This window comes from uncultured Planktomarina sp., assembly GCA_943788425.1.
Classification (GTDB): Bacteria; Pseudomonadota; Alphaproteobacteria; order Rhodobacterales; family Rhodobacteraceae; genus Planktomarina.
Map to the genome: position 1 here is coordinate 87,433 of CALSQF010000003.1, position 24,444 is coordinate 111,876.

Annotated in this window: 24 protein-coding genes; 19 read left to right on the forward strand and 5 right to left on the reverse strand. The window is 54.6% G+C overall.

Annotated features, from left to right (window positions below; genetic code table 11):
• Positions 1–3: 3 nt before the first annotated feature.
• The 3 genes from rpoD to ribD all read left to right on the forward strand — a co-directional run bounded on the left by rpoD (position 4) and on the right by ribD (position 3,731).
• A complete protein-coding gene (gene rpoD / locus ABLW18_RS02975; protein WP_347823385.1) occupies positions 4–1,974 on the forward strand; it encodes an RNA polymerase sigma factor RpoD in 1,971 nt (656 codons plus the stop codon).
• Between the two features lie 198 nt (positions 1,975–2,172).
• On the forward strand, positions 2,173–2,640 hold the full coding sequence (nrdR, locus tag ABLW18_RS02980; protein WP_347823386.1) for a transcriptional regulator NrdR: 468 nt from the start codon (positions 2,173–2,175) through the stop codon (positions 2,638–2,640).
• A gap of 23 nt (positions 2,641–2,663) precedes the next feature.
• The gene (ribD, locus tag ABLW18_RS02985; protein WP_347823417.1) at positions 2,664–3,731 is read left to right on the forward strand and encodes a bifunctional diaminohydroxyphosphoribosylaminopyrimidine deaminase/5-amino-6-(5-phosphoribosylamino)uracil reductase RibD; all 1,068 of its coding nucleotides are present in this window, start codon (positions 2,664–2,666) and stop codon (positions 3,729–3,731) included.
• On the opposite strand, the gene ABLW18_RS02990 is transcribed toward ribD, so the two are convergent.
• The gene (locus tag ABLW18_RS02990; protein WP_347823387.1) at positions 3,695–4,108 is read right to left on the reverse strand and encodes a hypothetical protein; all 414 of its coding nucleotides are present in this window, start codon (positions 4,106–4,108) and stop codon (positions 3,695–3,697) included. The two genes, ribD and ABLW18_RS02990, sit on opposite strands and share 37 nt — an antisense overlap.
• 296 nt (positions 4,109–4,404) lie before the next feature.
• Here ABLW18_RS02990 and ABLW18_RS02995 point away from each other — a divergent pair, with 296 nt between their 5' ends.
• Genes ABLW18_RS02995 through ABLW18_RS03015 form a run of 5 tightly spaced genes read left to right on the forward strand, consistent with a single transcriptional unit; the run spans position 4,405 to position 7,953 of the window.
• Entirely contained in the window at positions 4,405–4,992 is a 588-nt protein-coding gene (locus tag ABLW18_RS02995; RefSeq protein WP_347823388.1) for a riboflavin synthase, read from the forward strand.
• Positions 4,993–4,995: 3 nt separating this feature from the next.
• Positions 4,996–6,132: a 3,4-dihydroxy-2-butanone-4-phosphate synthase gene (gene ribB, locus ABLW18_RS03000; RefSeq protein WP_347823389.1), complete on the forward strand. Its 1,137-nt coding sequence runs from the start codon at positions 4,996–4,998 to the stop codon at positions 6,130–6,132.
• Entirely contained in the window at positions 6,132–6,653 is a 522-nt protein-coding gene (locus ABLW18_RS03005; protein ID WP_347823390.1) for a 6,7-dimethyl-8-ribityllumazine synthase, read from the forward strand. Before ribB ends, ABLW18_RS03005 begins: the two co-directional genes overlap by 1 nt.
• Positions 6,650–7,129: a transcription antitermination factor NusB gene (gene nusB, locus ABLW18_RS03010; protein ID WP_347823391.1), complete on the forward strand. Its 480-nt coding sequence runs from the start codon at positions 6,650–6,652 to the stop codon at positions 7,127–7,129. Before ABLW18_RS03005 ends, nusB begins: the two co-directional genes overlap by 4 nt.
• Positions 7,126–7,953 carry an alpha/beta hydrolase fold domain-containing protein gene (locus ABLW18_RS03015; RefSeq protein ID WP_347823392.1) on the forward strand — a complete coding sequence of 276 codons (828 nt, stop codon included), beginning with the start codon at positions 7,126–7,128 and terminating at the stop codon, positions 7,951–7,953. The genes nusB and ABLW18_RS03015 overlap by 4 nt, the downstream gene beginning before the upstream one ends.
• Before the next feature lie 18 nt (positions 7,954–7,971).
• Here ABLW18_RS03015 and gshB read toward each other — a convergent pair whose 3' ends face one another.
• From gshB to rsmI, 3 genes are all read right to left on the reverse strand, one after another.
• The gene (gene gshB / locus ABLW18_RS03020; protein WP_347823393.1) at positions 7,972–8,910 is read right to left on the reverse strand and encodes a glutathione synthase; all 939 of its coding nucleotides are present in this window, start codon (positions 8,908–8,910) and stop codon (positions 7,972–7,974) included.
• A gap of 77 nt (positions 8,911–8,987) precedes the next feature.
• Positions 8,988–9,314 (reverse strand): YraN family protein, encoded by a 327-nt coding sequence (locus ABLW18_RS03025; RefSeq protein ID WP_347823394.1) that lies wholly within the window; start codon positions 9,312–9,314, stop codon positions 8,988–8,990.
• 66 nt (positions 9,315–9,380) lie between these two features.
• Positions 9,381–10,235 (reverse strand): 16S rRNA (cytidine(1402)-2'-O)-methyltransferase, encoded by an 855-nt coding sequence (gene rsmI, locus ABLW18_RS03030; RefSeq protein WP_347823418.1) that lies wholly within the window; start codon positions 10,233–10,235, stop codon positions 9,381–9,383.
• Positions 10,236–10,324: 89 nt separating this feature from the next.
• On the opposite strand from rsmI, the gene ABLW18_RS03035 reads away from it, so the two are divergent.
• The 3 genes from ABLW18_RS03035 to murJ are packed head-to-tail and all read left to right on the forward strand — an operon-like array spanning position 10,325 to position 15,818.
• Positions 10,325–11,515, forward strand: a complete 1,191-nt coding sequence (locus ABLW18_RS03035) for a penicillin-binding protein activator (RefSeq protein WP_347823395.1) — start codon at positions 10,325–10,327, stop codon at positions 11,513–11,515.
• A gap of 2 nt (positions 11,516–11,517) precedes the next feature.
• Entirely contained in the window at positions 11,518–14,286 is a 2,769-nt protein-coding gene (locus tag ABLW18_RS03040) for a [protein-PII] uridylyltransferase (RefSeq protein ID WP_347823396.1), read from the forward strand.
• Positions 14,283–15,818 carry a murein biosynthesis integral membrane protein MurJ gene (murJ, locus tag ABLW18_RS03045; protein ID WP_347823397.1) on the forward strand — a complete coding sequence of 512 codons (1,536 nt, stop codon included), beginning with the start codon at positions 14,283–14,285 and terminating at the stop codon, positions 15,816–15,818. The genes ABLW18_RS03040 and murJ overlap by 4 nt, the downstream gene beginning before the upstream one ends.
• Here the strand turns inward: murJ and ABLW18_RS03050 are convergent, their stop codons facing one another.
• On the reverse strand, positions 15,819–16,493 hold the full coding sequence (locus ABLW18_RS03050; RefSeq protein WP_347823398.1) for a rhomboid family intramembrane serine protease: 675 nt from the start codon (positions 16,491–16,493) through the stop codon (positions 15,819–15,821).
• A 73-nt stretch (positions 16,494–16,566) separates the two neighbouring features.
• Between ABLW18_RS03050 and trpS the strand changes: the two genes are divergently transcribed.
• The 8 genes from trpS (at position 16,567) to ABLW18_RS03090 (ending at position 24,344) form a co-directional block, all read left to right on the forward strand.
• Positions 16,567–17,583, forward strand: a complete 1,017-nt coding sequence (gene trpS, locus ABLW18_RS03055) for a tryptophan--tRNA ligase (RefSeq protein WP_347823399.1) — start codon at positions 16,567–16,569, stop codon at positions 17,581–17,583.
• A gap of 157 nt (positions 17,584–17,740) precedes the next feature.
• Positions 17,741–18,196, forward strand: coding sequence for a universal stress protein (locus ABLW18_RS03060; protein ID WP_347823400.1), 456 nt, complete (start codon positions 17,741–17,743; stop codon positions 18,194–18,196).
• 88 nt (positions 18,197–18,284) lie between these two features.
• Complete coding sequence (locus ABLW18_RS03065; protein ID WP_347823401.1) at positions 18,285–18,848, forward strand: NifU family protein; 564 nt, start codon at positions 18,285–18,287, stop codon at positions 18,846–18,848.
• Positions 18,838–19,269 (forward strand): GNAT family N-acetyltransferase, encoded by a 432-nt coding sequence (locus ABLW18_RS03070; RefSeq protein WP_347823402.1) that lies wholly within the window; start codon positions 18,838–18,840, stop codon positions 19,267–19,269. Before ABLW18_RS03065 ends, ABLW18_RS03070 begins: the two co-directional genes overlap by 11 nt.
• Positions 19,270–19,454: 185 nt before the next feature.
• On the forward strand, positions 19,455–20,453 hold the full coding sequence (locus ABLW18_RS03075) for a BMP family ABC transporter substrate-binding protein (protein ID WP_347823403.1): 999 nt from the start codon (positions 19,455–19,457) through the stop codon (positions 20,451–20,453).
• A 75-nt stretch (positions 20,454–20,528) separates the two neighbouring features.
• Positions 20,529–22,064 carry an ABC transporter ATP-binding protein gene (locus ABLW18_RS03080; RefSeq protein ID WP_347823404.1) on the forward strand — a complete coding sequence of 512 codons (1,536 nt, stop codon included), beginning with the start codon at positions 20,529–20,531 and terminating at the stop codon, positions 22,062–22,064.
• 40 nt (positions 22,065–22,104) lie between these two features.
• Positions 22,105–23,199 (forward strand): ABC transporter permease, encoded by a 1,095-nt coding sequence (locus ABLW18_RS03085; RefSeq protein ID WP_347823405.1) that lies wholly within the window; start codon positions 22,105–22,107, stop codon positions 23,197–23,199.
• Between the two features lie 5 nt (positions 23,200–23,204).
• Complete coding sequence (locus ABLW18_RS03090; RefSeq protein ID WP_347823406.1) at positions 23,205–24,344, forward strand: ABC transporter permease; 1,140 nt, start codon at positions 23,205–23,207, stop codon at positions 24,342–24,344.
• The last annotated feature ends 100 nt before the right edge of the window (positions 24,345–24,444 follow it).

Consider the following 24,444-nt stretch of genomic DNA (forward strand, 5'->3'; position numbering starts at 1 on the left):
CGCATGGCCGCCAAGGATAACGACGACCGCAAGCAAGATGCCGACGCCAATGAACCGATGATCGATATGAGTCAAACGGCTGTCAAAAAGATGATCGGTGATGCGCGGGCGCGCGGTTATATCACCTATGACCAACTAAACACAGTTTTGCCACCCGATCAGGTATCGTCCGATCAGATCGAAGACGTCATGTCGATGCTCTCCGAAATGGGCATTCAGGTGACCGAAGAGCATGAATCTGAAGAAGATGAAGACAAAGGCCCAACGGATTTGGTGGCCACCAATCAAAACCGCGATGTAGCGCTTGCGGGTGCAAATAATGAAAAACTCGACCGGACGGATGATCCGGTGCGTATGTATCTGCGCGAAATGGGCTCGGTGGAGCTCTTGAGCCGCGAGGGTGAGATTGCCATAGCCAAGCGGATCGAAGCAGGCCGCAATACAATGATTTTGGGGCTTTGCGAAAGCCCACTGACATTTCAAGCGATCACCATTTGGCGTGACGAATTGCTGAGTGAAGATATTTTGCTGCGCGATGTGATTGATCTGGAAACCACTTTTGGTCACCATATGGGTGAAGAGGAGGAGGCTCCGGTTGTGGCGACACCTGTTGCCACGGAAAGCCCTGCCAGCGCCAGCCCTGAGCTGGATGCGGATGGCAACCCTATCATCGCCGATGAAGACGACGATGATGAAGGGGCCAATCTGTCGCTGGCAGCTATGGAGGCGGCTCTAAAGCCCAAGGTGCTGGAGACGCTGGACCTGATTGCCTCTGATTATATCCTTTTATCTGAGATGCAGGATGTGCGTATCTCTGCGACTTTGAACGAGGATGAAAATTTCTCGGATGGGGCCGAGGCGAAGTATCAAAAGCTGCGCTCTGAAATTGTTGAATTGGTGAATGAATTGCACCTGCACAACAATAGGATTGAGGCGTTGATTGACCAGCTGTACGGCATTAACCGCAGGGTGATGTCGATTGACAGCGCTATGGTGAAACTTGCGGACCAAGCGCGGATCAACCGCCGTGAGTTCATCGATGCCTATCGCGGCCGCGAGCTGGATCCAAACTGGTTGACCGATATGGGCGAGAAAACTGGCCGCGGCTGGACCATGTTTATGGAGCGTAGTGTCGATAAAGTGGAAGAGCTCCGTGCAGAGATGGCGCAGGTTGGCCAATATGTTGGACTGGACATCTCTGAATTCCGCCGCATTGTGCAACAGGTACAAAAAGGCGAGAAAGAAGCACGCCAAGCCAAGAAAGAAATGGTTGAGGCGAATCTGCGTTTGGTAATCTCGATCGCCAAAAAATACACCAATCGCGGCTTGCAATTCTTGGATCTGATCCAGGAGGGCAATATCGGCCTCATGAAAGCGGTAGATAAATTTGAATATCGCCGGGGCTATAAGTTTTCAACCTACGCCACATGGTGGATTCGCCAAGCTATTACCCGCTCTATAGCGGACCAAGCGCGCACCATCCGTATTCCGGTGCATATGATCGAAACTATCAACAAGCTCGTGCGCACGGGGCGCCAAATGCTGCATGAAATCGGTCGCGAGCCCACGCCTGAGGAATTGGCAGCCAAGCTGCAAATGCCTTTGGAAAAAGTGCGTAAGGTCATGAAAATTGCCAAAGAGCCAATTTCTTTGGAGACGCCAATTGGCGATGAAGAAGACTCGCAGCTTGGTGATTTCATCGAGGATAAGAATGCCGTCTTGCCGCTCGACAGTGCGATACAAGAGAACCTGAAAGAAACCACAACGCGGGTCTTGGCCAGTCTGACCCCGCGCGAAGAGCGGGTGTTGCGGATGCGCTTCGGAATCGGCATGAATACAGACCATACTTTGGAAGAGGTGGGCCAACAGTTCAGCGTGACCCGCGAACGTATTCGCCAGATCGAAGCCAAAGCCCTGCGCAAGCTTAAGCACCCAAGCCGCAGCCGTAAATTGCGGAGCTTTCTCGACCAATAGGTCCGGCACAGCAGTGAAGATTTGATGAAAACGGCCTCGCTCTGCGGGGCCTTTCTCATTTCGGCAGTGGTGATATCGGGCAGCCACCCCAAAATGCAGTGGGCTAAAATCTCCTCTACCCAAACCGTGGTGAAATGTTATAAGGATTGTGGAAGTTTAAGCGCTCTGCGCTATCGGAATACGAAGAGGGGATGGCACATGCGTTGCCCGTTTTGTGGAAATGTTGACACTCAGGTAAAAGATTCGCGCCCAGCCGAGGATCATGTAGCCATTCGGCGGCGGCGATTTTGCCCAGCTTGTGGCGGGCGGTTTACGACCTATGAGCGCGTGCAATTGCGTGATTTGGTGGTCATCAAATCAAATGGTCGCAGAGAAGATTTTGACCGGAGCAAACTTGAACGTTCTATTCGCATTGCCCTGCAAAAACGTCCAGTTGAGCCCGAGCGGATGGATCAAATGATTTCTGGTATCGTGCGCCGGTTGGAAAGCATGGGGGATACAGATATCCCGTCTACATCCATCGGTGAGATTGTAATGGAATCTTTAGCGCGGATCGATACGGTCGCCTTTGTGCGCTTTGCCAGTGTCTATAAAAATTTCCAAGCTGCCGATGATTTTGATAAATTCGTCTCTGAGCTGCGGCCAAACCTGCCGCCTGAGGAGTGAGTGCTTTAAGTGACGCGCGCTTTATGGCGCTGGCCCTCAGTCTGGGTCAGCGCGGTCAAGGATCCGTTTGGCCCAATCCGGCGGTGGGATGCGTCATTGTTCGAGGCGGGCGTATTGTTGGTCGCGGCTGGACGCAGCCCGACGGCAGGCCTCATGCAGAAACCATGGCTTTAGAACAGGCAGGGGCCGGAGCGCACCAGGCTACAGCCTTTGTCACCCTAGAACCCTGTGCCCATCACGGAGCAACGCCGCCCTGCGCTGACGGGTTAATTGCGGCGGGCATTGCTCGCTGTGTTGTGGCGATTGCGGATCCAGACACGCGGGTCAGCGGTCGGGGAATTGCCAAGCTCCAAGCAGCAGGAATTGAGGTCAGTGTTGGCTGCCAAACCCAAGAGGCTTTGGTGGCGCATCGCGGATTTTTTAGCCGCCTGCAGCATGGGCGCCCGCGGGTGACGTTAAAATTGGCTACATCTTTAGATGGCCGCATTGCTACGGCCCGCGGTGAAAGTCAGTGGATCACAGGGTCTGAGGCGCGGCGCGATGTCCATGGTCTACGCGCCTGTCATGACGCGGTATTGGTCGGCGGCGGCACGGCCCGGGCAGATAATCCCAGCCTAACTGTGCGCGGTTTGGGCCTCAACAGGCAGCCCGTCCGCATTGTGGCCTCACGTCATTTAGATTTTGACGCGCCTGCCTTGCAGACCAGCCGGGATATTGCGCCGCTTTGGCTTTGTCATGGACCGCAGGCTTGTATGAGCGGCGCTTGGCAAAGTCAGTGCGACGCGCTCCTACAGGTTCCTCTCGCGCCTGATGGGCAGCTCGATTTGGCAGAGCTTATGCAGGCCTTGGGGGCAAAAGGGTTGACATCGGTCTTGTGTGAGGGTGGCGGGCAATTGGCGGCCTCATTGCTGCGGGCCGGATTGGTTGACGATGTGATCCTCTATACGGCTGGTTTGGCGCTTGGCGCGGACGGGCTGGCTGGCTTGGGGGATCTGGCCTTGTCGCATTTGCATATGGCACCGCGCTTTGAGCTAATCTTAGCACGCAAAATTGGTCAAGATACCCGCCAAGATTGGCGCCGCTTGTCGTAGAACGTGCTCGCCAAAGCGCTATCCGTTTTGACGCGACATATTTTATCGCCCCAATGGGCCGAGGCTTCGGTGAGGTCGATTCTGGCTTTGCGAAGAACTTTTTGCATTTGCGCCACGGTCATCCCCATCAGACGGGAATTCCCATTGGCGCCGCCGCGCTCGTAATTTACCCAACAGGGGCGTAAGTAGCCTTCTTCAAAAACATGAACCCGCGAGCCCAAGCCCTTGGCCAGCTTTATAGCTTCGGCATGCACTGGACGTGTGTCACCATATAACACAATATCGGTGATGGATTTTTCTGCGATGATCTTGCCGAGTGCCGTGGGCCAAGCCTCTAAGCTGTCGGTATGGGCGATGAAGCGCGCTTTATTGCTCAAAAAAATGGGTTACCGCCATTAAAGACGATCTGCCAAGCTTTTGCGCCTGTTTGTTCCAATAGCTGCCCGAGCTGGTTGAAAAATGGACCATGCGGGCCCTTTAACAGCAGGAAATTGCGCCCGAATCCGTCTGACATTTTCAAATACCCCGCTGCTTACCGTTTGAAATCGGGCGGCTTTTTTTGAAAAAACTTCTTCGGGTTGTTCTAAATTGCGAATTGTCGCAGTTTCAATTCCAACTGTGACCCTTGCCCCAAGCGGGGTCTGAGGATAGGGACAGCGCAAAGGGGAACATCATGTTTACAGGTATCATAACTGACGTTGGCACCATCCGATCTGTTGTGCAGCGCGGGGATTTGCGGATTGAGATCGCCACAGGCTATGATGTGACCAGGGTCGATATGGGGGCTTCTATTGCTTGTGACGGCGTATGCCTGACGGTGGTGGAAAAAACTTCTGACAGCTTCTGTGTTGATGTGTCTGCCGAGAGCTCGAGATTGACCAATATCGGAGGATGGAAAACCGGCCGGCCGATCAACTTGGAGCGGGCCTTGAAGGTAGGTGATGAGCTAGGCGGGCATATTGTTTCAGGCCATGTGGATGGCGTGGCTGAGATCATCGCCCTGCGCGATGAAGGCGACAGCACGCGGGTGACGCTACGCGCGCCGGAGGCTTTGGCGAAATTTATTGCTCCGAAAGGTTCGGTCGCATTGAACGGCACCTCGTTGACTGTGAACGAGGTGAACGGCACAGACTTTGGGATCAACTTTATTCCACACACGAAGGCTGTCACCACTTGGGGTTCTGCGGCGGTGGGCCACCGCGTGAACTTGGAAATTGATACTTTGGCACGCTACGTTGCGCGCTTGCAAGATTGGAGTTAGGGCATGAGCAATCTGTTACCATTCGAAACGCCGGGCGCCGTAGAGCGCGATTTGGCTGACGTGATCTCGCCTATCGAGCAGATCATTGACGACGCGCGCAACGGACGGATGTTTGTTCTGGTTGATCATGAAGATCGTGAAAACGAAGGTGATTTGGTCATTCCTGCGCAGATGGCGACGCCAGAGGCGATTAATTTCATGGCCCGCTATGGGCGCGGTTTGATTTGCTTGGCCATGACCAGCGAACGGACTGATGCTTTGGGTCTGCAATTAATGTCGAGTTATAACTCCTCGCGCCATGAAACCGCTTTTACGATCTCAATCGAAGCGCGCGAAGGTGTGACGACCGGTATTTCCGCCCATGATCGCGCCCATACGGTTGCGATTGCGATTGATGCCGGCAAAACTGCTGCTGATATCGCAACGCCTGGTCACGTCTTCCCTCTGCGGGCCCGCGATGGCGGCGTATTGGTCCGGGCTGGCCATACGGAGGCTGCTGTCGATATCTCACGTTTGGCTGGATTGAACCCGTCCGGGGTGATTTGCGAGATCATGAATGAAGATGGCAGCATGGCGCGTTTGCCTGATCTCATTGGCTTTGCGCAGCTGCACGGTCTTAAAATTGGCACCATCTCCGACTTGATATCCTATCGGCGCCGGCATGATAACCTTGTGCGGGTGAAAGGCGAGGAGCTTATCCAATCCGAGTTCGGTGGTGAGTGGCAGATGCGGATTTTCAACGATGAAACCCAAGGGGCTGAGCATATTGCACTGATTAAAGGGGATATCAGCGCAGAGACCCCGGTTTTGGTGCGGATGCACTCTTTGGATCCGATGTTGGATATGATTGGAACCGGTCCCGAGGGGCGGGCCTTTGAATTTTCGCAGTCAATGAAAATTATCGCCGAGGAGGGACGCGGGGTCTTGGTCTTATTGCGCGATCTGCACATGAAAATTAGCGCGTCGGATGATGGCAGCCCGCAAACTCTGCGCCAATATGGGGTCGGGGCACAAATTCTGTCGTCACTGGGCCTGTCACAGCTTATCTTGTTGACCAACTCACCGGAGCCCAAGATTGTTGGACTTGAGGCTTACGGGTTGGAAATTCTTGGCACACAAAAAATTTCGGGATCGAACTAATGGCCGCAGCAGAGCAACATCACACGCTTGTTCGCCCATCTTTTGACGCACCAGTCAAAATGCTCATTGTGGTGGCACCCTATTACAAAGACATCGCCGATCAACTGGTCGCCGGTGCTCAGGCAGAGATTGAGGCTGCAGATGGCCAGTGGGAGCTGGTGGAAGTGCCGGGCGCGCTTGAGGTGCCTACCGCCATTGCTATTGCGCATCGGCGGGCCGAGTTTGACGGCTATGTAGCCCTGGGCTGCGTCATCCGAGGTGAGACAACCCACTACGAGACAGTGTGCAACGACAGCAGCCGCGCGCTGCAGCTTTTGGGCCTGCAGGGCGCCTGTATCGGCAATGGAATTTTAACTGTTGAAAACCGCAAACAAGCCGAAATGCGCGCAGAGACCGCCGGTCAAAACAAAGGGGGCGGGGCTGCCGCAGCGGCCCTTCATTTGATTGCGTTGACACGCAAATGGGAGCAGCCCCAAGGAAAAATTGGATTTTTATCCACTGAGGAGACGGCAAAAGCATGAGCGGTTCTAATTTATCAGGCAATCAAAAGCGCCGCATGAAATCTGCCAGTCGCCTGTACGCCGTGCAGGCCTTGTTCCAGATGGAAGCCTCGCAATTGTCGATTGACGTGGTGTCACAAGAGTTTGAAGAGCACCGGATGGGTGTGGAGCTCGATGGGGTACAGCTCGCCGATGGGGATATCGCGCATTTCAATCGGGTGATTGCTGGAGCTGTCAACAATCAGGCGCGGATCGATCAGATGACAGATCGGGCCTTGGTTGCTAAATGGCCCATTGCCCGCATAGACCCAACGTTACGGGCCTTATTCCGCGCGGCGGGTGCGGAGTTTGTCGAAGGCGACACGCCGCCAAAAGTGGCGATTGTGGAATATGTTGACGTGGCCTTGGCATTTTTTCCCGATGGCAAGGAACGCGGTTTTGTCAACGCGGTTCTTGACCATATGGCCCACGAGGCACGGCCGGAGGATTTTGCATGAGCGCAATGCCAACCCTCGATTGGGTGACCGATCCTGTGCCTAAGCTGCGCGCGGGTTACGCCGCACAGCGGGCCAGCATTTCGCATTTCTCCGCCCAGACAGTCGACATTGCTGAAGTCTCATTTGCCAGTGGCACGGGGCTTTGTTTCACACCGCAAGAGCAGCATGAAGGCGCTGATATCCTCTATTTTCACGGGGGTGGCTGGATCGTTGGCAGCCCTTGGACGCATCAAACCCTGTGTTCGTGGATGGCAAAGCTGACTGGCCGGCGGGTCTTCGCGGCCCCCTATGGCTTAGCACCCGAACATAAGTTTCCCGCGCAAGCAGATCAAGCCGCCGAGATCGCCGAGCACTTCGCGGCCGAGCGCGATGAGATCGTTTTGGCCGGTGATAGCGCTGGCGGAGCTATGGTGCTTTGGGCCGCGGGCGGCATGGCGTCGCGGGCAAAAATACAGGGGATGGTCAGCCTTTACGGGGCATTTGGCGGGCTTGAAGGACCGTCCCATGACGCCTTTGGCGCCAATTCCGAAGGCCTGAATGATACAGCGCTCAGGGTGATGTATGGGCATTTGGGTTGTGAAGATGTGTCAGACTTTCGGGCTCGCCTATCAAAAGCCGGCGCTCCCTTGCTCTTGGTGAAAGCTGGATGCGATCCGATTGCCGATGACAACGATTGGTTGGCCGATCATACCGATCACCCGATCACGCATTTATTGGCCAAAGATCAACCACACGCCTTTTTGCAAGCCTGCGGTACAGACAGGTCTGCGGAGGCCGTTATGGGGCAAATCGCAGTTTGGATCCGAGGTTTGGCGAAGGCCTAAGCGTTTTAAGAGCGGAGATTAGAGACGCGCTTCAATCGCGTCCCAAATCAGCCCGGCCACATTGGTTCCATCGAAGCGTTGCAATTCTTGCAGGCCCGTGGGGGAAGTGACGTTGATTTCGGTGAGATAATCCCCAATCACGTCAATACCGACGAAAATTTGGCCCTTCTCGCGCAGTAAGGGCCCAATAGCGGTACAAATTTCTTTGTCCCGCGCGGTTAGACCGATTTTTTCGGGCCGACCGCCAACATGCATGTTGGAGCGAGTCTCGCCTGCCGCAGGCACGCGGTTGATCGCACCCACCGCCTCACCATCCACTAAAATGACTCTCTTGTCGCCTTGACTGACGGCCGGTAGAAACTTTTGGATGATCAGCGGTTCAGAGTTTATTCCCGTAAAAAGCTCATGCAATGAGGCGATGTTGCGATCTTCTGGGGTGAGACGAAACACGCCCGCGCCGCCGTTGCCATAGAGCGGTTTGACAATCACATCACCATGTTGCGCGCGGAATGCTTTGAGCGTGTCCAAGTCGCGCGCAATTGTGGTCGGAGGGATCAGGTCCGGAAATTGTAACATTAACAGCTTTTCAGGGTAATTGCGCACCCAAAACGGATCATTGACGACCAAAGTATCTGGTTTCAAAAGGTCCAGCAAATGCGTGGTTGTGATGTAACCCATGTCAAATGGCGGGTCTTGGCGCAACCAAACCACGTCAAACTGGTGCAAATCCAAATCCTCCAGCGGGACAAGATCCACATGATTGCCGCGCTCGCGCCGCAGCAGCATTTTTTGTCCCTTGGCCGTGACTTTGCCATTTTCAAAGGCCAGCCTGCCGGGTGTGTGATAATAGATTTCGTGGCCACGCGCCTGGGCTTCCATCGCTAAATGAAAACTGCTGTCTGCGTCAATATTGACCGATTCCATTGGGTCCATTTGAAAGGCAATTTTTTTTGACATGCGCGTACCTCGGACAAATTTCCAAAACGGGTTAGGACTCATTAAGGGCCCACTGGTGTTTTGGCAATTTGTTTCTGTCACGGCCCTTGGGCAACGCCCGATTGCATCATGGCATTTTCCATCACTTGAATGTGGCCCTGCCCATCAACCAAGGCCAGATCAAAGTGCATATCTGTTGCCAAAGAGCGACCGGAATCTGCGAGATATTCTGCGGCGGCATGGCAAACGCGGTTTTGCTGCCTGTGGCTTAGGTTGCGCCGCGCCGCATCATGGCTGCGGCTCTTTTTCACTTCTGTGAAGATCAACCCATCTCCATCGGCAAAAATCAGATCAATTTCGCTCGGTGCACCGCGCCACCGATGGGCCAGCATGTGGTGCGCCCGGCCTGCATATTTGGCGATCACTGAATGTTCAGCGGCCAGTCCAGCCAGATGATTGCTTGTACCTCGTGCAGTTTTATAAACATTACATTACTTTTTGGTTTGCGCAGCCTGTAATTTGAGGGCCAATTGATAAATATCGCGCCGCGGCAGGACGTAAGCGCCAGCGACAGCGTCTGCTGCATCTTTCACGCGTAGACTTAACATTGCATGAACAAGTGCCGCCTCAAGATCATCTTTATCGATTTTGGCCTCTTCTCCGGCGCCAATCAGCACCACAATTTCGCCGCGGGCGGGTGTCTTGGCGTAAAATGCGCGGAGGCTCTCAACTGGCCCGCTTTGGACGTCTTCAAACTTCTTGGTTAATTCGCGGCAGACCGCAACAGTACGTGCTGGGCCGCCCGTCGTTTCGATATCGCTCAGAAGCGCGTTCAAGCGTTTGGGGGATTCATATAGAACAACTGTTGCGCGCAGGGCCATAAGCTCTGCCAGCTGTTTTTGGCGGGCCACTTTGTGAGGTGCTAAGAAGCCGGCGAAATGAAATTGATCTGTCGGCAGACCGGCCACAGTCAGAGCGGCGACACAGGCCGCAGGTCCCGGCGCGGACCATACCGATAACCCGTCACGCCGGGCATCGGCCACCAGCTGATAGCCGGGATCTGCGATCAATGGCGTGCCTGCTTCTGACACATAGGCGACGGATCGACCCTCCGCGATATGATAGAGCAATTTTTGGCGGTCCTTGGCATAGCTGTGATCGTGGTAGGCAATGATTCGCCGCCCAGCCAAGGGTACGCCATGTATGCCCAACAATTTGCGTGCAGTGCGAGTATCTTCGGCGGCCAACACATCCGCGGAGGCCAAAATATCAAGCGCGCGCAGGGTAATATCGCGCGCGGAGCCTAAAGGTGTTGCCACAAGGTATAAGGCGGGCTCCAACTTCATCAAATTATGATTCACCTCTGGACCCCTTTGCGGATTGCAATAAACTGTACTTAACACAGGTCTATCAATCTCTGAAGGGCGCTTTGACTATGAATTTTCTAGTTTCATCAATGTTGCAGCTGCGCGGCGCGCCGGTCTTGGCGCTTTGTGCTTTGGTTCTGCTGTCGGCTTGTGTTACGCCTTCTGGCGGGTCAATTGCAGGCGGTGGCCTCCGGCTTGATGGCAGCAAAACAGTGCAGGTGGCGGTGCTCTTGCCACTCACAGCTGTAGATGAACGGGTGCAGGAATTGGCGCTTTCCGCAGAGCAAGCGGCGCGTATGGCGATGGCTGATCTAAAAGGCCGGGTCGAGATGCAGATGCAAATCTACGACACGGCCGGGCTTGAGACCCAGGCGGCTGAAATGGCTCGGCTTGCTGTCCAAGATGGTGCACAAGTGATTGTTGGTCCGCTTTATGCCGGCGCGGCCAATGCGGTGGGTCTGGCGGTGGTCGGCAGCGGTGTGAGCGTTTTGTCGCTGTCGAATAATGTCGAGATTGCTGGGGGCAATGTCTATGTCTTGGGCCATACGTTTCAGAACACAGCCGAACATTTGGTGGCTTATGGATGGGAGCAGGGAAAATCGCGCGCGCTATTGGTGCATGCCAACACGGTGCCCGGGCAGGCTGGACGAGATGCCCTCGAGCGGGCCTTGGAAGCGCAGGGCAGTTTTTTGGCCGGTGTGGAGGGATATGAATTCACTCAGCAGAATTTGGTCGAGGCGATGAGCCGTATTGCTGAACGCAATGAGGTCGTTGACGCTGACATCGTGTTTCTGACCGCTGATTACGACGGCGGGTTGCCCTTGATCGCGCAATTGCTACCCGAGGCGGGGTTGGATCCGCAGCTGGTGCAATATGCAGGTTTGGCACAGTGGGACGCTTTGCCCTCCGCCTTTCATTTGCCTGCGATTCAAGGTGGGTGGTTCGCCATGCCAAGCCCGCTGCGCAGCGAACAATTCAGCGCACGCTTTCAAACCGTCTATGGCCGCGCGCCTCACCCATTGGCGGCCATCGCTTATGATGGCGTGGCGGCGGTCGGCGCGTCAGTGGCTACGGGCAGTCGAGATGCGGTGAACCGCCGGGGTTTGACACAGAGCAGTGGCTTTCAGGGCGCGGCTGGTATTTTCCGCTTGCGCGATGATGGCACTGTTGAACGCGGTTTGGCAGTTGCCACCATTGAAGGCAATAAAGTCGTGGTGCTGTCGCCCGCTCCGCGTAGCTTTTCCAATATCGGATTTTAGGCTTGGAACTGTCCAAACTTCGCGCGCCCTCGGATCTCATTCTGGAGGCGAATGACATTTTTGATCGTGAGGATGTTGCGGCACAGATTGACCGCGCGGTGGCTGATCTTAGCGATGCGTCGGCCATTCGTGGCGCTGTCGTGGGTATCCTGCGCCAGAGCCGCGCGGCGGGGCTGGAGCGGATTTCAATCGCCTTCAAAGCGTCTCCTTTCGCATCGGAGGCCGCGACGATTAGCTATTGCTATCTGACCGATTGTGCCGTTGCGGCAGCCTATGATGCTGCGCTGCGTTATATTCATCCCCGGCAAGTTACGACCACCTCGGGGCAATTGGCGATTGTGGCTGTGGGGGGGTATGGTCGCGGCGGCATGGCGCCATTCTCAGATGCCGATTTGCTCTTTGTTGTTCCCTATAAGATGACCGCTTGGGCCGAAAGCGTGATTGAAACCTTGCTTTATGTGCTGTGGGACCTCCGTCTCAAAGTGGGCCATGCCAGCCGCTCGATCCGTGATTGTCTGCGCCTTGCGCGAGAAGATTATACCATTTGCACATCTTTGGTTGAGATGCGGTCCTTGCTTGGCGATCAAGAGGTGTTTCAGCAGCTTCAAACCCAGCTCCGCGAAAAGCTATTTAAAGATACCGCAGGCGAATTTACCGAAGCCAAGCTTGCGGAACGTGACGCGCGCCACCTCAAGCAGGGCGGCCAGCGCTACATGGTGGAGCCAAATGTCAAAGAAGGCAAAGGTGGGCTGCGCGATCTGCAATCACTGTATTGGATTGAGAAATATATCAACGGCGTATTTCATGCCGAGCAATTGGTTGACGCAGGTGTGTTCAGCGCCGAGGAATTCGCAACTTTTGAGGCCGCGCAGAATTTTCTCTGGGCGGTGCGCTGTCATCTCCATTTGATTGCCAATCGCGCAATGGACCAGTTGACTTTTGAATTGCAGGTCGAGGTCGCCTTGGCCATGGGGTATCGAGACCGCGGTGGACGGCGGGCGGTGGAGCATTTCATGCAGGCCTATTTTCGTCATGCGACAAAAGTTGGGGAATTGACCCGAATCTTCTTGACGGCTCTGGAGGCTGCGCAGGTTAAGAAAGAGCCTGTTTTGCTGCGTGTTTTACGCCGAAAGCCGAAGCTGAAGCCTGGCTTTTGTGTACTGCAAAATCGGTTGGCAATTGCCGATCCAGAGGCTTTTTTGAAAGATAAAATGAACTTGCTCCGCGTTTTCGAGGAAGCCATGCGCACGGGCCTGTTGATCCATCCGGATGCCATGCGTCTTTTGTCGGCAAACCTGCATTTGATTGATGGGGCAATGCGTAAGTCGGATGAGGCCATTCGTATCTTTAACGATATTCTGCTGAAACACGGCAATCCGGAGCGGGGATTGCGGCGGATGAATGAGCTGGGCGTTTTGGCGGCATTTATTCCTGAATTTGAACCGATTGTCGCCATGATGCAGTTCAATATGTATCACTCCTATACGGTTGATGAGCACACCATTCAAACGATTAGCCACCTCGCCGCGATTGAGCGCGGTGAATTGATAGAAGAGCTTCCAGTTGCCAGCGGAATATTGGCGGAGGGGCTGAACCGAAAAGTGCTGTATATTGCGCTGCTTTTGCATGATATTGGCAAGGGTCGGCCTGAAGACCATTCGGTGCTCGGTGCGAAAATCGCCCGTGAAGTTGCGCCGCGTTTGGGGCTCAAGGCTCGCGAGGTGGAGACGGTCGAGTGGCTCGTCCGGCACCATCTCTTGATGTCGGATATGGCGCAAAAACGTGATATTGCAGATCCGCGTACCGTGCGTGATTTCGCCAAAGCTGTGCAATCGGTCAAGCGGCTGGATCTCTTAACGGTGTTAACTGTCTGTGATATTTCAGGCGTGGGCCCAGGGGTATGGAACAATTGGAAAGCAGTGCTGATTCGCGCGTTGTACCGGCAAACGAAAAAGGCGCTGGAGACCGGGCTGGAAGATCTCAATCGGGAGAACCGCGGCACGGAAGCCAAGAAAAACCTGCGCAAGGCTCTGCCCAATTGGCCGAAAGCGGCGCTGCGCCATGAAACGAACCGACATTACCCGCCTTATTGGCAAGGTCTGCATGTAACCGCCCATCAGATTTTCGCCCGGCTGCTTTTGGATATTCCAGAAGATCAGATCCGCATGGATTTGCAGCCTGATGGAGATCGCGACGCAACGCGGATTTGCTTTGCGATGGCGGATCATCCGGGGGTGTTCAGCCGGATTTGTGGCGCTTTGGCCTTGAGCGGGGCGAATGTGGTCGATGCGCGCACTTTTACCAGTAAAGATGGCTACGTCACGGCGGTCTTTTGGGTGCAGGATGCGGAAGGTCACCCTTTCCAGGACCTGCGACTTGGGCGTTTGGAAAAGATGATCACTGAGACTTTGCAAGGCACGCTTGTGGCCCGTGAGGCCATCCAATCACGCGATAAAATCAAAAAACGTGAGCGGGCGTTCCAGGTGCCCACCTCGATCAGTTTCGACAATGAAGGTTCTGAAATATATACAATTATTGAGGTTGATACACGCGACCGTCTCGGGCTGCTTTATGATCTGGCCCGCACGCTGGCTGCGGCCAATGTGAATATTTCCAGCGCAGTGATTGCCACCTATGGAGAACAGGTGGTCGATACATTCTACGTCAAAGACATGTTTGGGCTGAAGCTGCATTCCAAGGCCAAGCGGGACAGTTTGGAGCAGAAACTGCGGGAGGCTTTGCAGCAAGGTGCGACGAGGGCGCTATCATGACGATGATGAGGGGGGTCTTCATGGTCGGGTTTTGGACCTTGGTGTCGCGCGTCATGGGATTTTTGCGCGATGTTTTGATCGCGGGCGCCTTGGGGGCCTCTCCGGTGGCAGAGGCTTTTTTTCTGGCCTTTTCTTTGCCCAATCTGTTCCGGAGATTTTTTGCAGAAGGGGCGTTTAATATCGCCTTCGTGCCAATGTTTTCCAAAAAGCTTGCCACGGGTGATGAGCCGCTTGCGTTCGTGCGGGATGCGTTGTCGATGTTGGCGCTGGTGCTTATCGTGCTGAATGCGCTAGCTATGTTCGCGATGCCCTATTTGGTTTGGGCCATGGCAAGCGGCTTTGCTGGCGACGCTCGCTTTGATCTTACCGTGCTGTTTGGACGGATTGCCTTTCCCTACATTCTTTTCATCTCGCTTGCGGCCTTGATTTCGGGTGTGCTCAATTCAGCCGGGCGGTTTGTGGCCGCGGCGGCTGCGCCTGTTTTGCTGAATATTTGCTTTATTCTGGCGCTGTTTGCGGCGCAATGGTTGGGCTGGGACATAGGTTTGACACTGGCCTGGAGCGTGCCTTTGGCAGGGATCGCGCAATTGGTTATGTTGTGGGTCGCGGCGCTTCGAGCGGGATTTAGGCTGCTGCCGCGCTGGCCGGTAATGACACCCGAGCTCAAGCGCTTGGCGATAATTGCCGCCCCTGCCGCGCTGGCTGGCGGCGTTGTGCAGGTCAATTTACTGGTGGGCCGGCAGATTGCCAGTTATTTTGAAGGGGCGAATGCCTGGCTGTATTATGCTGATCGGCTGTATCAATTGCCGCTCGGCGTGGTGGGGGTTGCTATTGGCATTGTGCTCCTACCGGATCTGTCGCGGCGGCTGCGCATTGGGGATGATTCCGGTGGTGAGAGAGCCTTCAACCGCGCAGCAGAGCTGTCTTTGCTTTTGACCATTCCTTGCACGGTGGCCTTGGTTGTGATCCCTTCGGCATTGGTCTCGGTCTTGTTTGAACGTGGCGCATTTGTGGCCAGTGATACGCAGGCCACAGCCTTAGCTACAGCGATTTACGGCCTGGGTTTGCCGGCCTTTGTGTTGCAAAAGCTCTATCAGCCCGTGTTTTTCGCTCGCGAAGACACGCGTTCCCCGTTTAACTATGCCCTTGTTGCGTTGGCGGTTAATGCTGCGGTGGCGATTGGTTTGAGCCGATATATCGGGTTTACGGCTGCCGCCTATGGGGCAACCTGCGCCGGTTGGGCCATGCTGGCCTGCCTGTGGTGGGGCGCGCGGCGGTTTGGCACGGCGGCAAGCTGGGATGCGCAGTTGCGCAGAAGATCGTTCTGCATTCTTCTGGCCGGCTTGGGGATGGGGGTGGTCGTCTGGATCACCGCCCGTGCGTTGGAACCGGTCTTACAGATGGACGGTCTGCGCCTGCTCGGTTTGATTGCGATTTTATTGGTGGCGGTGGGCAGCTACGCTTTGGCCGGTCGTCTGCTTGGGGCCTTTAGCTTTGCCGAATTGCGCCAGATGATACGCCGGAGCGATTGATCAATGACGCCGAAACTTCGCGGCAAGATTGGCAAGCCCGCCCGGCTGGATCAAAGCGGCTGAGATAAACCCGGCCACGGCGGCACAAAGCTCTGCCACCCACAGCGGGGGTCCGCCGCTGAATAAAGAGAAGCTGATATTGATTGCCATTAACAGTCCGAGCATGCGAAACGCGCGCAATTGGTGGCTCAACAGGCCTTCCGCACGGCTAAGTAGCACGAAACTAAACCCACCGATTAACCCATAGGCAGGCGGGTAACCACCAAAGAGCGGATATGTGCTTGAGGTGAACTGTGTGTACCCAAGGGCGGCAAATACCGAAGAGATGCCGAAAATGGCGAACACGGCTGTATTGCCTAAGATTTCGCCCACGAATTTTCCCAAAGCCAAGATTAACACCGAGGCCAAGATGGACTGCATAACCGTGGCATGAACAAAGGGGTAAGTGAGCATGCGCCAAAATAATTCTGGTTGCCAGATACCGGCCGCTAGGGCCCGTTCAAAACCCTCTGGGAAAAAAGAAAATTGCCGAATGAGGCCGACGCGGGCGTCAAATTGGCCCCAAAGTTGCGCCTCTGCCCCGGCGATATAGGCCTCGCCGATAACCACCGCCAAAAAGAGGATAATCACCGCGGGCGGCAGCGGATTAACGGCGGGGGGAGGGGTGTGGGACATGGTGTGCTTCCTTGACGGCTTCGGCCTTGCTCATTATGCGATGTGCAAACTGAATTCTAGAGCCGAGGCCGTAATGACCGAAAAGTTTGTTCCACGCGTATTTTCAGGCATCCAACCCTCTGGTGGGCTGACTTTGGGCAATTACCTGGGCGCGATGAAGAGATTTGTGGATATGCAAATGGATGGTGGATTTGAAACCGTCTATTGCATGGTTGATCTACATGCGATTACGGTCTGGCAGGAGCCGGCAGATTTGCGCCGCAACACCCGCGAACTCTGCGCCGGGTTTATTGCGGCAGGTATTGATCCTGAAAAATCAATCTTGTTCAATCAAAGTCAAGTTCCCGGACATGCGCAGCTGGGCTGGATTTTCAATTGTGTCGCGCGCATGGGCTGGATGAAGCGCATGACGCAGTGGAAAGATAAAGCGGGCAAGAACAGTGAGAATGCCTCGTTGGGTCTTTTTGGCTATCCGGCTTTGATGGCGGCGGATATCTTGATCTATCATGCCACCCACGTACCCGTGGGCGAAGATCAAAAGCAGCATCTCGAACTGACGCGCGATATTGCGACGAAGTTTAACAATGATTTTGGCGTAGATTTCTTCCCCATCCCGGAACCGGTGATTGAGGGGGCGGCGACGCGGGTTATGAGCCTGCGTGATGGGACAAAAAAAATGTCAAAGTCAGACCCCAGTGACATGAGCCGATTGAATATGACCGATGATGCGGATGCTTTGGCCAAGAAAATCAAAAAGGCGAAAACTGATGCAGACCCTTTGCCTGAAACGCTTGAGGGTTTGGACGGCCGGCCGGAGGCGCGCAATTTGGTCAATATCTATGCGGCTCTCAATGAGATGACCCCGCAGGCGGTGGTCGATGAATTTGCCGGACAGCAATTTGGATCCTTCAAGCCAAAGCTTGCAGACTTGGCTGTCTCAAAGCTGGCTCCGATTTCCAGCGAGATGTCGCGCCTCATGCAAGAGCCTGATGAGATTGACCGGATCTTGGCCCGTGGTGCTGAGCGTGGCCGGGCATTGGCCGATCCTATCTTGCAAAAAACCTACGACATCGTTGGCATGTTGCGCTAGCACTTTAATTTGACGCTGTGGGGCTAGCCTATGGGATTGGGCCTTGGGACCGCGAACCAGTTACGGCCTAGAGGCCATATTATTTGATCGGCGCCTTAATTTGACGTTGCGGGCGGGTGCTGCTCCAGGCATTATGCGGATCGAATGGAGGCCCGAGATGCGTAAATTTATGGTTGTGCTGGACAATTCTACGGAATGTTTGAACGCGATGCGCTTTGCGGCGATGCGGGCGCAAAACACCGGGGCGCGGGTCGAAATTCTCGCGGTTATTCCGCCCGAGGAATTCAATCATTGGATCGGTGTTGGCGAAATAATGCGCGAAGAGGCCCGCGAGCGGATTGAGGCGCATTACGAGGTCTTTGCAAAGTGGATGCGCGCGAAACATGGTGTTGATCCGGAGCTGGTGATTCGCGAAGGCGAGATGGTTCCGGAGATTTTGTTGCAAATTCGCGAGGATGCCGAAGTGGATATTTTGGTTTTGGGCGCGGCGACAGATCGCAAAGGGCCGGGGCCCTTGGTCACTCAATTGTCAAAATCTTCTGGCAGTTTGGATGTGCCGATTGTGATTGTGCCAGGCTCCTTAAGCAAAGAACAATTGGAAGCTTTGAGTTAGTGCAGCTCGAAATTAGAATAATTCTAAAAACTTGACATGGAACGGGCCGTAGAACATATTTGCGGTGCGACAACCGGAAGGCAGCTTTATGTTCATTCAAACTGAGAGTACTCCAAACCCTGCAACGCTGAAATTTTTGCCTGGTCAATCTGTTATGGACATGGGCACCGCGGATTTCCCATCGGCCGAGAGCGCCTCTGCCAGCCCCTTGGCTCAGCGATTGTTCGCCGTCGCGGGCACGACAGGTGTGTTTTTGGGGTCGGATTTTGTCACGGTGACCAAAACCGATGAAACAGAGTGGGACCATATCAAACCGGCGTTGTTGGGCGCGATAATGGAGCATTTCCAATCTGGCGCACCGGTCCTGTCGGACGGTCAATCTGGCGCGGTTGCGCAGGGCGATTATGATGCGGCAGATGAATCCATTGTGGTTCAGATCAAAGAGCTTCTGGACACGCGCGTACGCCCGGCTGTGGCGCAAGATGGTGGCGATATTACCTTTCACGGCTTTGATCGGGGCATTGTTTACCTGCATATGAAAGGCGCTTGTGCTGGTTGCCCCTCGTCGACTTTGACATTGAAAATGGGCATCGAGAACTTGCTGCGCCATTATATTCCCGAAGTGGTCGAAGTGCGCCCTGTTGCCGCCTAAAACGCCCGTTTCGGCAGAGGATTTCGCGCGGATTCATCGCTCTGCCTTTGCTACCTTACGCCCGTGGTCCACGGATGAGTTTCAACGTCTTTTGGAGCAACCTGGCGTTCACATGAGCGCGGTGCCTGACTGTTTTGCTCTGGGGCGTTTGGTTCTTGATGAGGTGGAAATACTCACCGTTGCATGCGCCGCTGGGGCGCAAAGGCAAGGATTGGCGCGGCGCGCGATGTTGGCACTTTTTGAGACGTCAGCGGTTTTGGGCGCGCTTTCAATTTTTTTAGAAGTGGCTGCGGACAATGCGCCGGCCCTTGGGCTTTATAAGAGCTTAGACTTTGAGCAGGTCGGCCGGCGCGCGCAATATTATCAGCGGCGCGATGGCACGAAATGCGACGCATTGATTTTTCGTAAATTATTGATTTAAATTGCTTATCTTTCAATCGCGGTGAGAGTGATGAGACGCTCTTCGATGATTTTCTTAATAAAAAGATAAATTTATATTGACGCTCCCTTGGCAGACCGGGCTAATTTAGTCATGATCGATGGATCTGCTTGCTTTAGACCCGAAGGATTCTGTCCCTTGGGTGTCGCTATTTATGGGAGACTTTTATGAGCTTTATGAAAACTATTCTTGGCAGCGCTGCTGCTGCGGCTTTGAGCGCCACCGCTGCATTGGCCGACCCCGCTATTATCTTTGATCTTGGTGGAAAATTTGACAAATCCTTCAACGAGGCTGCTTTCCAGGGCGCGCAGCGCTGGGCGGATGAAACTGGCGGATCTTTCCGCGAGATTGAGCTGCAAAATGAAGCCCAGCGCGAACAAGCTTTGCGGCGCTTTGCTGAAGCTGGCTCCAACCCGATCGTCATGGCTGGTTTTGCCTTTTCCGATGCCCTGAGCAAAGTGGCGCCAGATTACCCTGATACAAAATTTGCTGTTATCGATGTGAACTGGTTGAGCATGCCCAACGTACGCGGTATCGGTTTCAACGAGCATGAAGGCTCCTATCTTGTTGGTATGCTGGCCGCTCAAGCCTCTGCAACGGGCACGGTCGGCTTTGTTGGCGGCATGGATATCCCATTGATCCGCCGCTTCGGATGTGGCTTTGCGCAGGGCGTAAAAGCGGTCAACGCGGGTGCTACAATCATTGCCAATATGACTGGTACAACCCCGGCCGCATGGAATGATCCGGTTAAAGGCTCTGAGCTGACCAAAGCGCAGATCAGCCAAGGTGCGGATGTGGTCTTTGCCGCGGCTGGTGGTACAGGCGTTGGAGTTCTGCAAACAGCGGCTGATGAGGGTATTTTGTCCATCGGTGTAGACAGCAACCAAAACTACATGCACCCGGGTAAGGTTTTGACCTCCATGCTCAAGCGCGTGGACAATGCGGTGTACGAAGCCTTCAGCCAAGGCGATGCGCTTGAAACAGGCAATTTCCAAATGGGTATAGCTAACGGTGGCGTCGGCTATGCCTTGGATGAGTTCAACGCGTCTTTGGTATCTGCAGATATGCAAAGCGCTGTCGATGCGGCGGCGTCAGCCATTACGGCCGGTACATTGTCCGTGCATGATTATACGTCTGACGAAACCTGCCCCGCATTGTCCTTCTAAAGGACCTGCGAACAGGCCAAAATGACGAGGCCGCGCCATTGAGTTGGCGCGGCCTTTGTTGACAAAGGGATTTTGATGAGCCAGCCAGCAATTGAATTAAAGGGTATTTCCAAGGCCTTTGGGCCCGTGCAGGCCAATAAAGACATCTCAATCCGTGTCATGCCTGGAACCATTCACGGCATCATCGGCGAGAATGGAGCAGGCAAATCAACACTGATGTCAATCCTTTATGGGTTTTACAAAGCCGACGCCGGGGAAATCTTTATTTCGGGTCAAAAAACTGCGATCCCAGACAGCCAGGCTGCGATTTCAGCGGGCATCGGCATGGTGTTCCAGCACTTTAAACTGGTTGAAAATTTTACCGTGCTTGAGAATGTTGTCCTGGGTGCGGAAAGCGGGGTGTTTTTGGCGCCCTCTCTTCGCAAGGCGCGGGCGGAATTAGCCGAATTGGCGGCGGAATACGAGCTGAATGTGGATCCTGATGCGGTGATCGAGGAGATCGGCGTGGGCATGCAGCAGCGGGTTGAGATCCTCAAAGCGTTGTATCGCCGGGCTAATATATTGATCTTAGATGAACCCACCGGGGTTTTAACCCCGACGGAAGCCGATCAGCTGTTTCGTATTTTGGGGCGCCTGCGCGAAGAAGGCAAAACCATCATTCTCATCACCCATAAACTGCGGGAGATTATGGATATCACCGACACGGTCAGCGTGATGCGGCGCGGTGAGATGACGGCGACAGTGAAGACCTCGCAAACCAGCCCTGAAAACTTGGCGGAATTGATGGTCGGGCGGAAGGTCTTGCTGCGGGTCGATAAAACGCCTGCTCAGCCAAAACAACAAGTGCTGGAGATCACTGGCCTGAGTGTGGTGGATGATGCCGGGGTCGCGCGGTTGACGGATGTGAGCCTTTCGCTGCGTGCTGGTGAAATTCTTGGCATTGCTGGGGTGGCCGGCAATGGGCAGTCCGAATTGCTGGAAGTTTTGGGGGGCTATCAAAGCGCCACGGGCTCGGTGAAAGTGAACGGCGCTGCCTTGGATTTGACGGGCGCGGATAGCGATGGACAATCCAGGCGGGCCAATGGCATTGCCCATGTGCCCGAGGATCGCCAACGCGAAGGTCTGATCATGGACTTTACGGCCTGGGAAAACGCCGTGTTCGGCTATCACCGCGATTCGGCGCATCAGGCCAATCGCTTTTTTATGGACAACGCGGCGATTAAGGCGGAGACCGCTGCGAAAATGCAACGCTTCGATGTGCGCCCGCCCAATCCTAATTTGACGGCTCAAAATTTCTCTGGCGGCAATCAACAAAAGATTGTTCTTGCGCGTGAGATTGAGCGCAATCCCGACTTGCTTTTGATTGGACAACCTACACGCGGGGTCGATATCGGCGCCATTGAATTTATCCATCAACAAATTGTTGCGCTGCGCGATCAGGGCAAGGCGATCTTGCTGGTTTCTGTGGAGCTTGACGAAATTCTCTCGCTCTCTGACCGCGTCGCGGTGATGTTTGACGGCCAGATCATGGGCGAACGTGATCCGACGAAAACCAATGAAAAAGAGCTTGGCCTTTTAATGGCCGGTGTGACAGGGGAGGCCCCCTCGTGAGTCTAAGCCAAACTGCCGTGCAAAACTGTGGAGCGCAATTATGGGTGTAATGCCAAAATGGGCTGATGTGGTTCTTGTCCCTCTGATTTCGCTGATCATCGCTGCGCTTTTGTCGGCTTTATTGATATTGGCCATCGGCGAAAGCCCTGTTGCCGCGCTCAAGCTTATGATCGAGGGCACGCTGCTGCGATCTTCGGGATGGGGCTATATGCTCTACTATACCACCAACTTTATCTTCACTGGGCTTGCGGTCTCTGTGGCGTTTCACGCCGCCTTATTCAACATTGGTGGTGAAGGGCAGGCAATGATGGGCGGTCTTGGTGTGGCGCTTGTCTGCCTGTTCATCCCATGGCCGCATTGGAGCTTTGCAATCATTGGCGCCTCACTCGGTGCAGCCGTCTTTGGTATGATCTGGGCTGGACTGCCGGCCTATTTGCAGGCCAAACGCGGCAGTCACATCGTCATCACAACCATCATGTTCAATTTCATTGCGGCAGGGGTTTTAAATTTTTTCTTGGTAGGTGCGCTAAAACCCAAGGGCAGCATGGATCCGGCCACAGCAAACTTCCCAGCCAGCACCCATTTGCCAACCTTTGAGGATATGGCCAGTCTCATGGGATTTGAAAAAATGTTTCGCGCTGCCCCGGCGAATGTTAGCTTTTTCCTCGCATTGGTGGCCTGTGTTTTGGTTTGGTTTTTAATTTGGCGCTCGCCTCTGGGCTATGAAATTCGCGCTATGGGAAAATCTGAACCCGCAGCGCGCTATGCAGGGATTGGCTCGGTGAAAATCATTATGGTGGCCATGATGATTTCGGGTGCTTTGTCAGGCATGATGGCCATCAACACAACGCAGGGTGAAAGTGAGCGGTTGATTTTGAACTTCACCGAAGGGGCCGGCTTTATCGGTATCGCTGTGGCTTTGATGGGTCGCAGTCACCCGCTTGGGGTGTTGCTTGCCGCATTGCTGTTTGGCTTTTTGTACCAAGGCGGCGCCGAGTTGGCGCTCTGGACGAAAATTCCGCGGGAGTTGATTGTGGTGATCCAGGCCTTGGTGATTTTGTTCACTGGCGCTCTGACCTTAATGGTTCGAGGCCCGCTTGAGCGCTTGTTTTTAAGCCTGCGGCGGAGAGGGTAGAGGCTATGGATTTTCTCACGCTCTTACAAGTTTTAGACAGCTCACTGCGTTTGGCCACGCCGCTGCTACTGGCCTGCCTTGCCGGATTGTTTTCGGAGCGGGCTGGTATTTTTGACATTGGCCTTGAAGGAAAAATGCTGGCAGCAGCTTTTTTATCGGCGGCGATTGCCGCGGCAACTGGATCGGTCTGGTTGGGGCTTTTGGCTGGTATTGGCGCCTCGCTGTTGCTGTCTGCCATTCATGGGCTGGCCTCGATTACCCTGCGCGGCGATCAAATCATTTCTGGCGTTGCGATCAACTTTTTGGCCGCCGGATTAACGGTGGTGATTTCGCAAGATTGGTTTGGCCAAGGTGGGCGCACGCCGCCGCTCCTCTCTGGCGGACGTTTTGAACCCCTCAACCTGCCTGGTGCCGTGCCGGCGAAAGAAATTTCGCAGGCTGGGCCTTTCATGCAGCTCTATTCTGAGCTGCTTTCAGGGCATTCTTTGCTGGTCTATGTGGCGCTTTTGATGGTGCCGTTGACTTGGTTCGTTTTATATAAAACCCGCTTTGGCTTGCGCTTGCGCGCTGTAGGAGAAAACCCGGCTGCGGTGGATACGGCGGGGATTTCTGTCGTGGGGCTGCGTTACGCCGCGGTTGGCATCTGCGGAGTTTTATGTGGAATTGCTGGAGCCTACATGGCCACGGCTTTGCAAGCCGGTTTTGTCAAAGATATGTCTGCTGGCCGCGGGTTCATCGCTCTGGCTGCTTTGATCTTCGCCAAGTGGCGGCCATGGTATGCGCTGGGTGCGTGTTTATTGTTTGGGTTTTTCTTTGCGGTCGACAACCGCTTCCAAAACATTCTCCTGCCGGCTTGGGTGATGAGCGGGGTGCTTCTGGCGCTTGGATGTGGCCTTTTCGCCTATGTGCGAAACAAAACCGTGCTTGATCGCATCGTTTTGGGAGGTCTGGGCTTGGGGCTTGCCATTGTGGCGACCTTGATAACCCTGAGCAATTTGAGCGCAGGTCTGGGCAGTACGATCAAGATCCCGGTGGTTTTCATCCAATCGCTGCCCTATGTGCTGACCGTTGTGGTCCTCGCAGGCTTCGTCGGTAAGGCGATTCCGCCCCGTTCTGGTGGGGTGGCTTACGTCAAAGAGAAATAAGGCCAAATTTTAGGTGATGATAAGGCCAAATGCGCGTTTTGAGCGCAGATTTCGCACCGCGCCCTTGCAAGCCCTTGCCGGACACCAGCGTTAGGGCTAT

Coding starts and splice junctions, on each gene's coding strand:
- rpoD (WP_347823385.1), top strand. CDS start 4: ATGGCCGCCAAGGATAACGACGACCGCAAGCAAGATGCCGACGCCAAT.
- nrdR (WP_347823386.1), top strand. CDS start 2,173: ATGCGTTGCCCGTTTTGTGGAAATGTTGACACTCAGGTAAAAGATTCG.
- ribD (WP_347823417.1), top strand. CDS start 2,664: ATGGCGCTGGCCCTCAGTCTGGGTCAGCGCGGTCAAGGATCCGTTTGG.
- ABLW18_RS02995 (WP_347823388.1), top strand. CDS start 4,405: ATGTTTACAGGTATCATAACTGACGTTGGCACCATCCGATCTGTTGTG.
- ribB (WP_347823389.1), top strand. CDS start 4,996: ATGAGCAATCTGTTACCATTCGAAACGCCGGGCGCCGTAGAGCGCGAT.
- ABLW18_RS03005 (WP_347823390.1), top strand. CDS start 6,132: ATGGCCGCAGCAGAGCAACATCACACGCTTGTTCGCCCATCTTTTGAC.
- nusB (WP_347823391.1), top strand. CDS start 6,650: ATGAGCGGTTCTAATTTATCAGGCAATCAAAAGCGCCGCATGAAATCT.
- ABLW18_RS03015 (WP_347823392.1), top strand. CDS start 7,126: ATGAGCGCAATGCCAACCCTCGATTGGGTGACCGATCCTGTGCCTAAG.
- gshB (WP_347823393.1), bottom strand. CDS start 8,910: ATGTCAAAAAAAATTGCCTTTCAAATGGACCCAATGGAATCGGTCAAT.
- rsmI (WP_347823418.1), bottom strand. CDS start 10,235: ATGAAGTTGGAGCCCGCCTTATACCTTGTGGCAACACCTTTAGGCTCC.
- ABLW18_RS03035 (WP_347823395.1), top strand. CDS start 10,325: ATGAATTTTCTAGTTTCATCAATGTTGCAGCTGCGCGGCGCGCCGGTC.
- murJ (WP_347823397.1), top strand. CDS start 14,283: ATGACGATGATGAGGGGGGTCTTCATGGTCGGGTTTTGGACCTTGGTG.
- ABLW18_RS03050 (WP_347823398.1), bottom strand. CDS start 16,493: ATGTCCCACACCCCTCCCCCCGCCGTTAATCCGCTGCCGCCCGCGGTG.
- trpS (WP_347823399.1), top strand. CDS start 16,567: ATGACCGAAAAGTTTGTTCCACGCGTATTTTCAGGCATCCAACCCTCT.
- ABLW18_RS03060 (WP_347823400.1), top strand. CDS start 17,741: ATGCGTAAATTTATGGTTGTGCTGGACAATTCTACGGAATGTTTGAAC.
- ABLW18_RS03065 (WP_347823401.1), top strand. CDS start 18,285: ATGTTCATTCAAACTGAGAGTACTCCAAACCCTGCAACGCTGAAATTT.
- ABLW18_RS03075 (WP_347823403.1), top strand. CDS start 19,455: ATGAGCTTTATGAAAACTATTCTTGGCAGCGCTGCTGCTGCGGCTTTG.
- ABLW18_RS03080 (WP_347823404.1), top strand. CDS start 20,529: ATGAGCCAGCCAGCAATTGAATTAAAGGGTATTTCCAAGGCCTTTGGG.
- ABLW18_RS03085 (WP_347823405.1), top strand. CDS start 22,105: ATGGGTGTAATGCCAAAATGGGCTGATGTGGTTCTTGTCCCTCTGATT.
- ABLW18_RS03090 (WP_347823406.1), top strand. CDS start 23,205: ATGGATTTTCTCACGCTCTTACAAGTTTTAGACAGCTCACTGCGTTTG.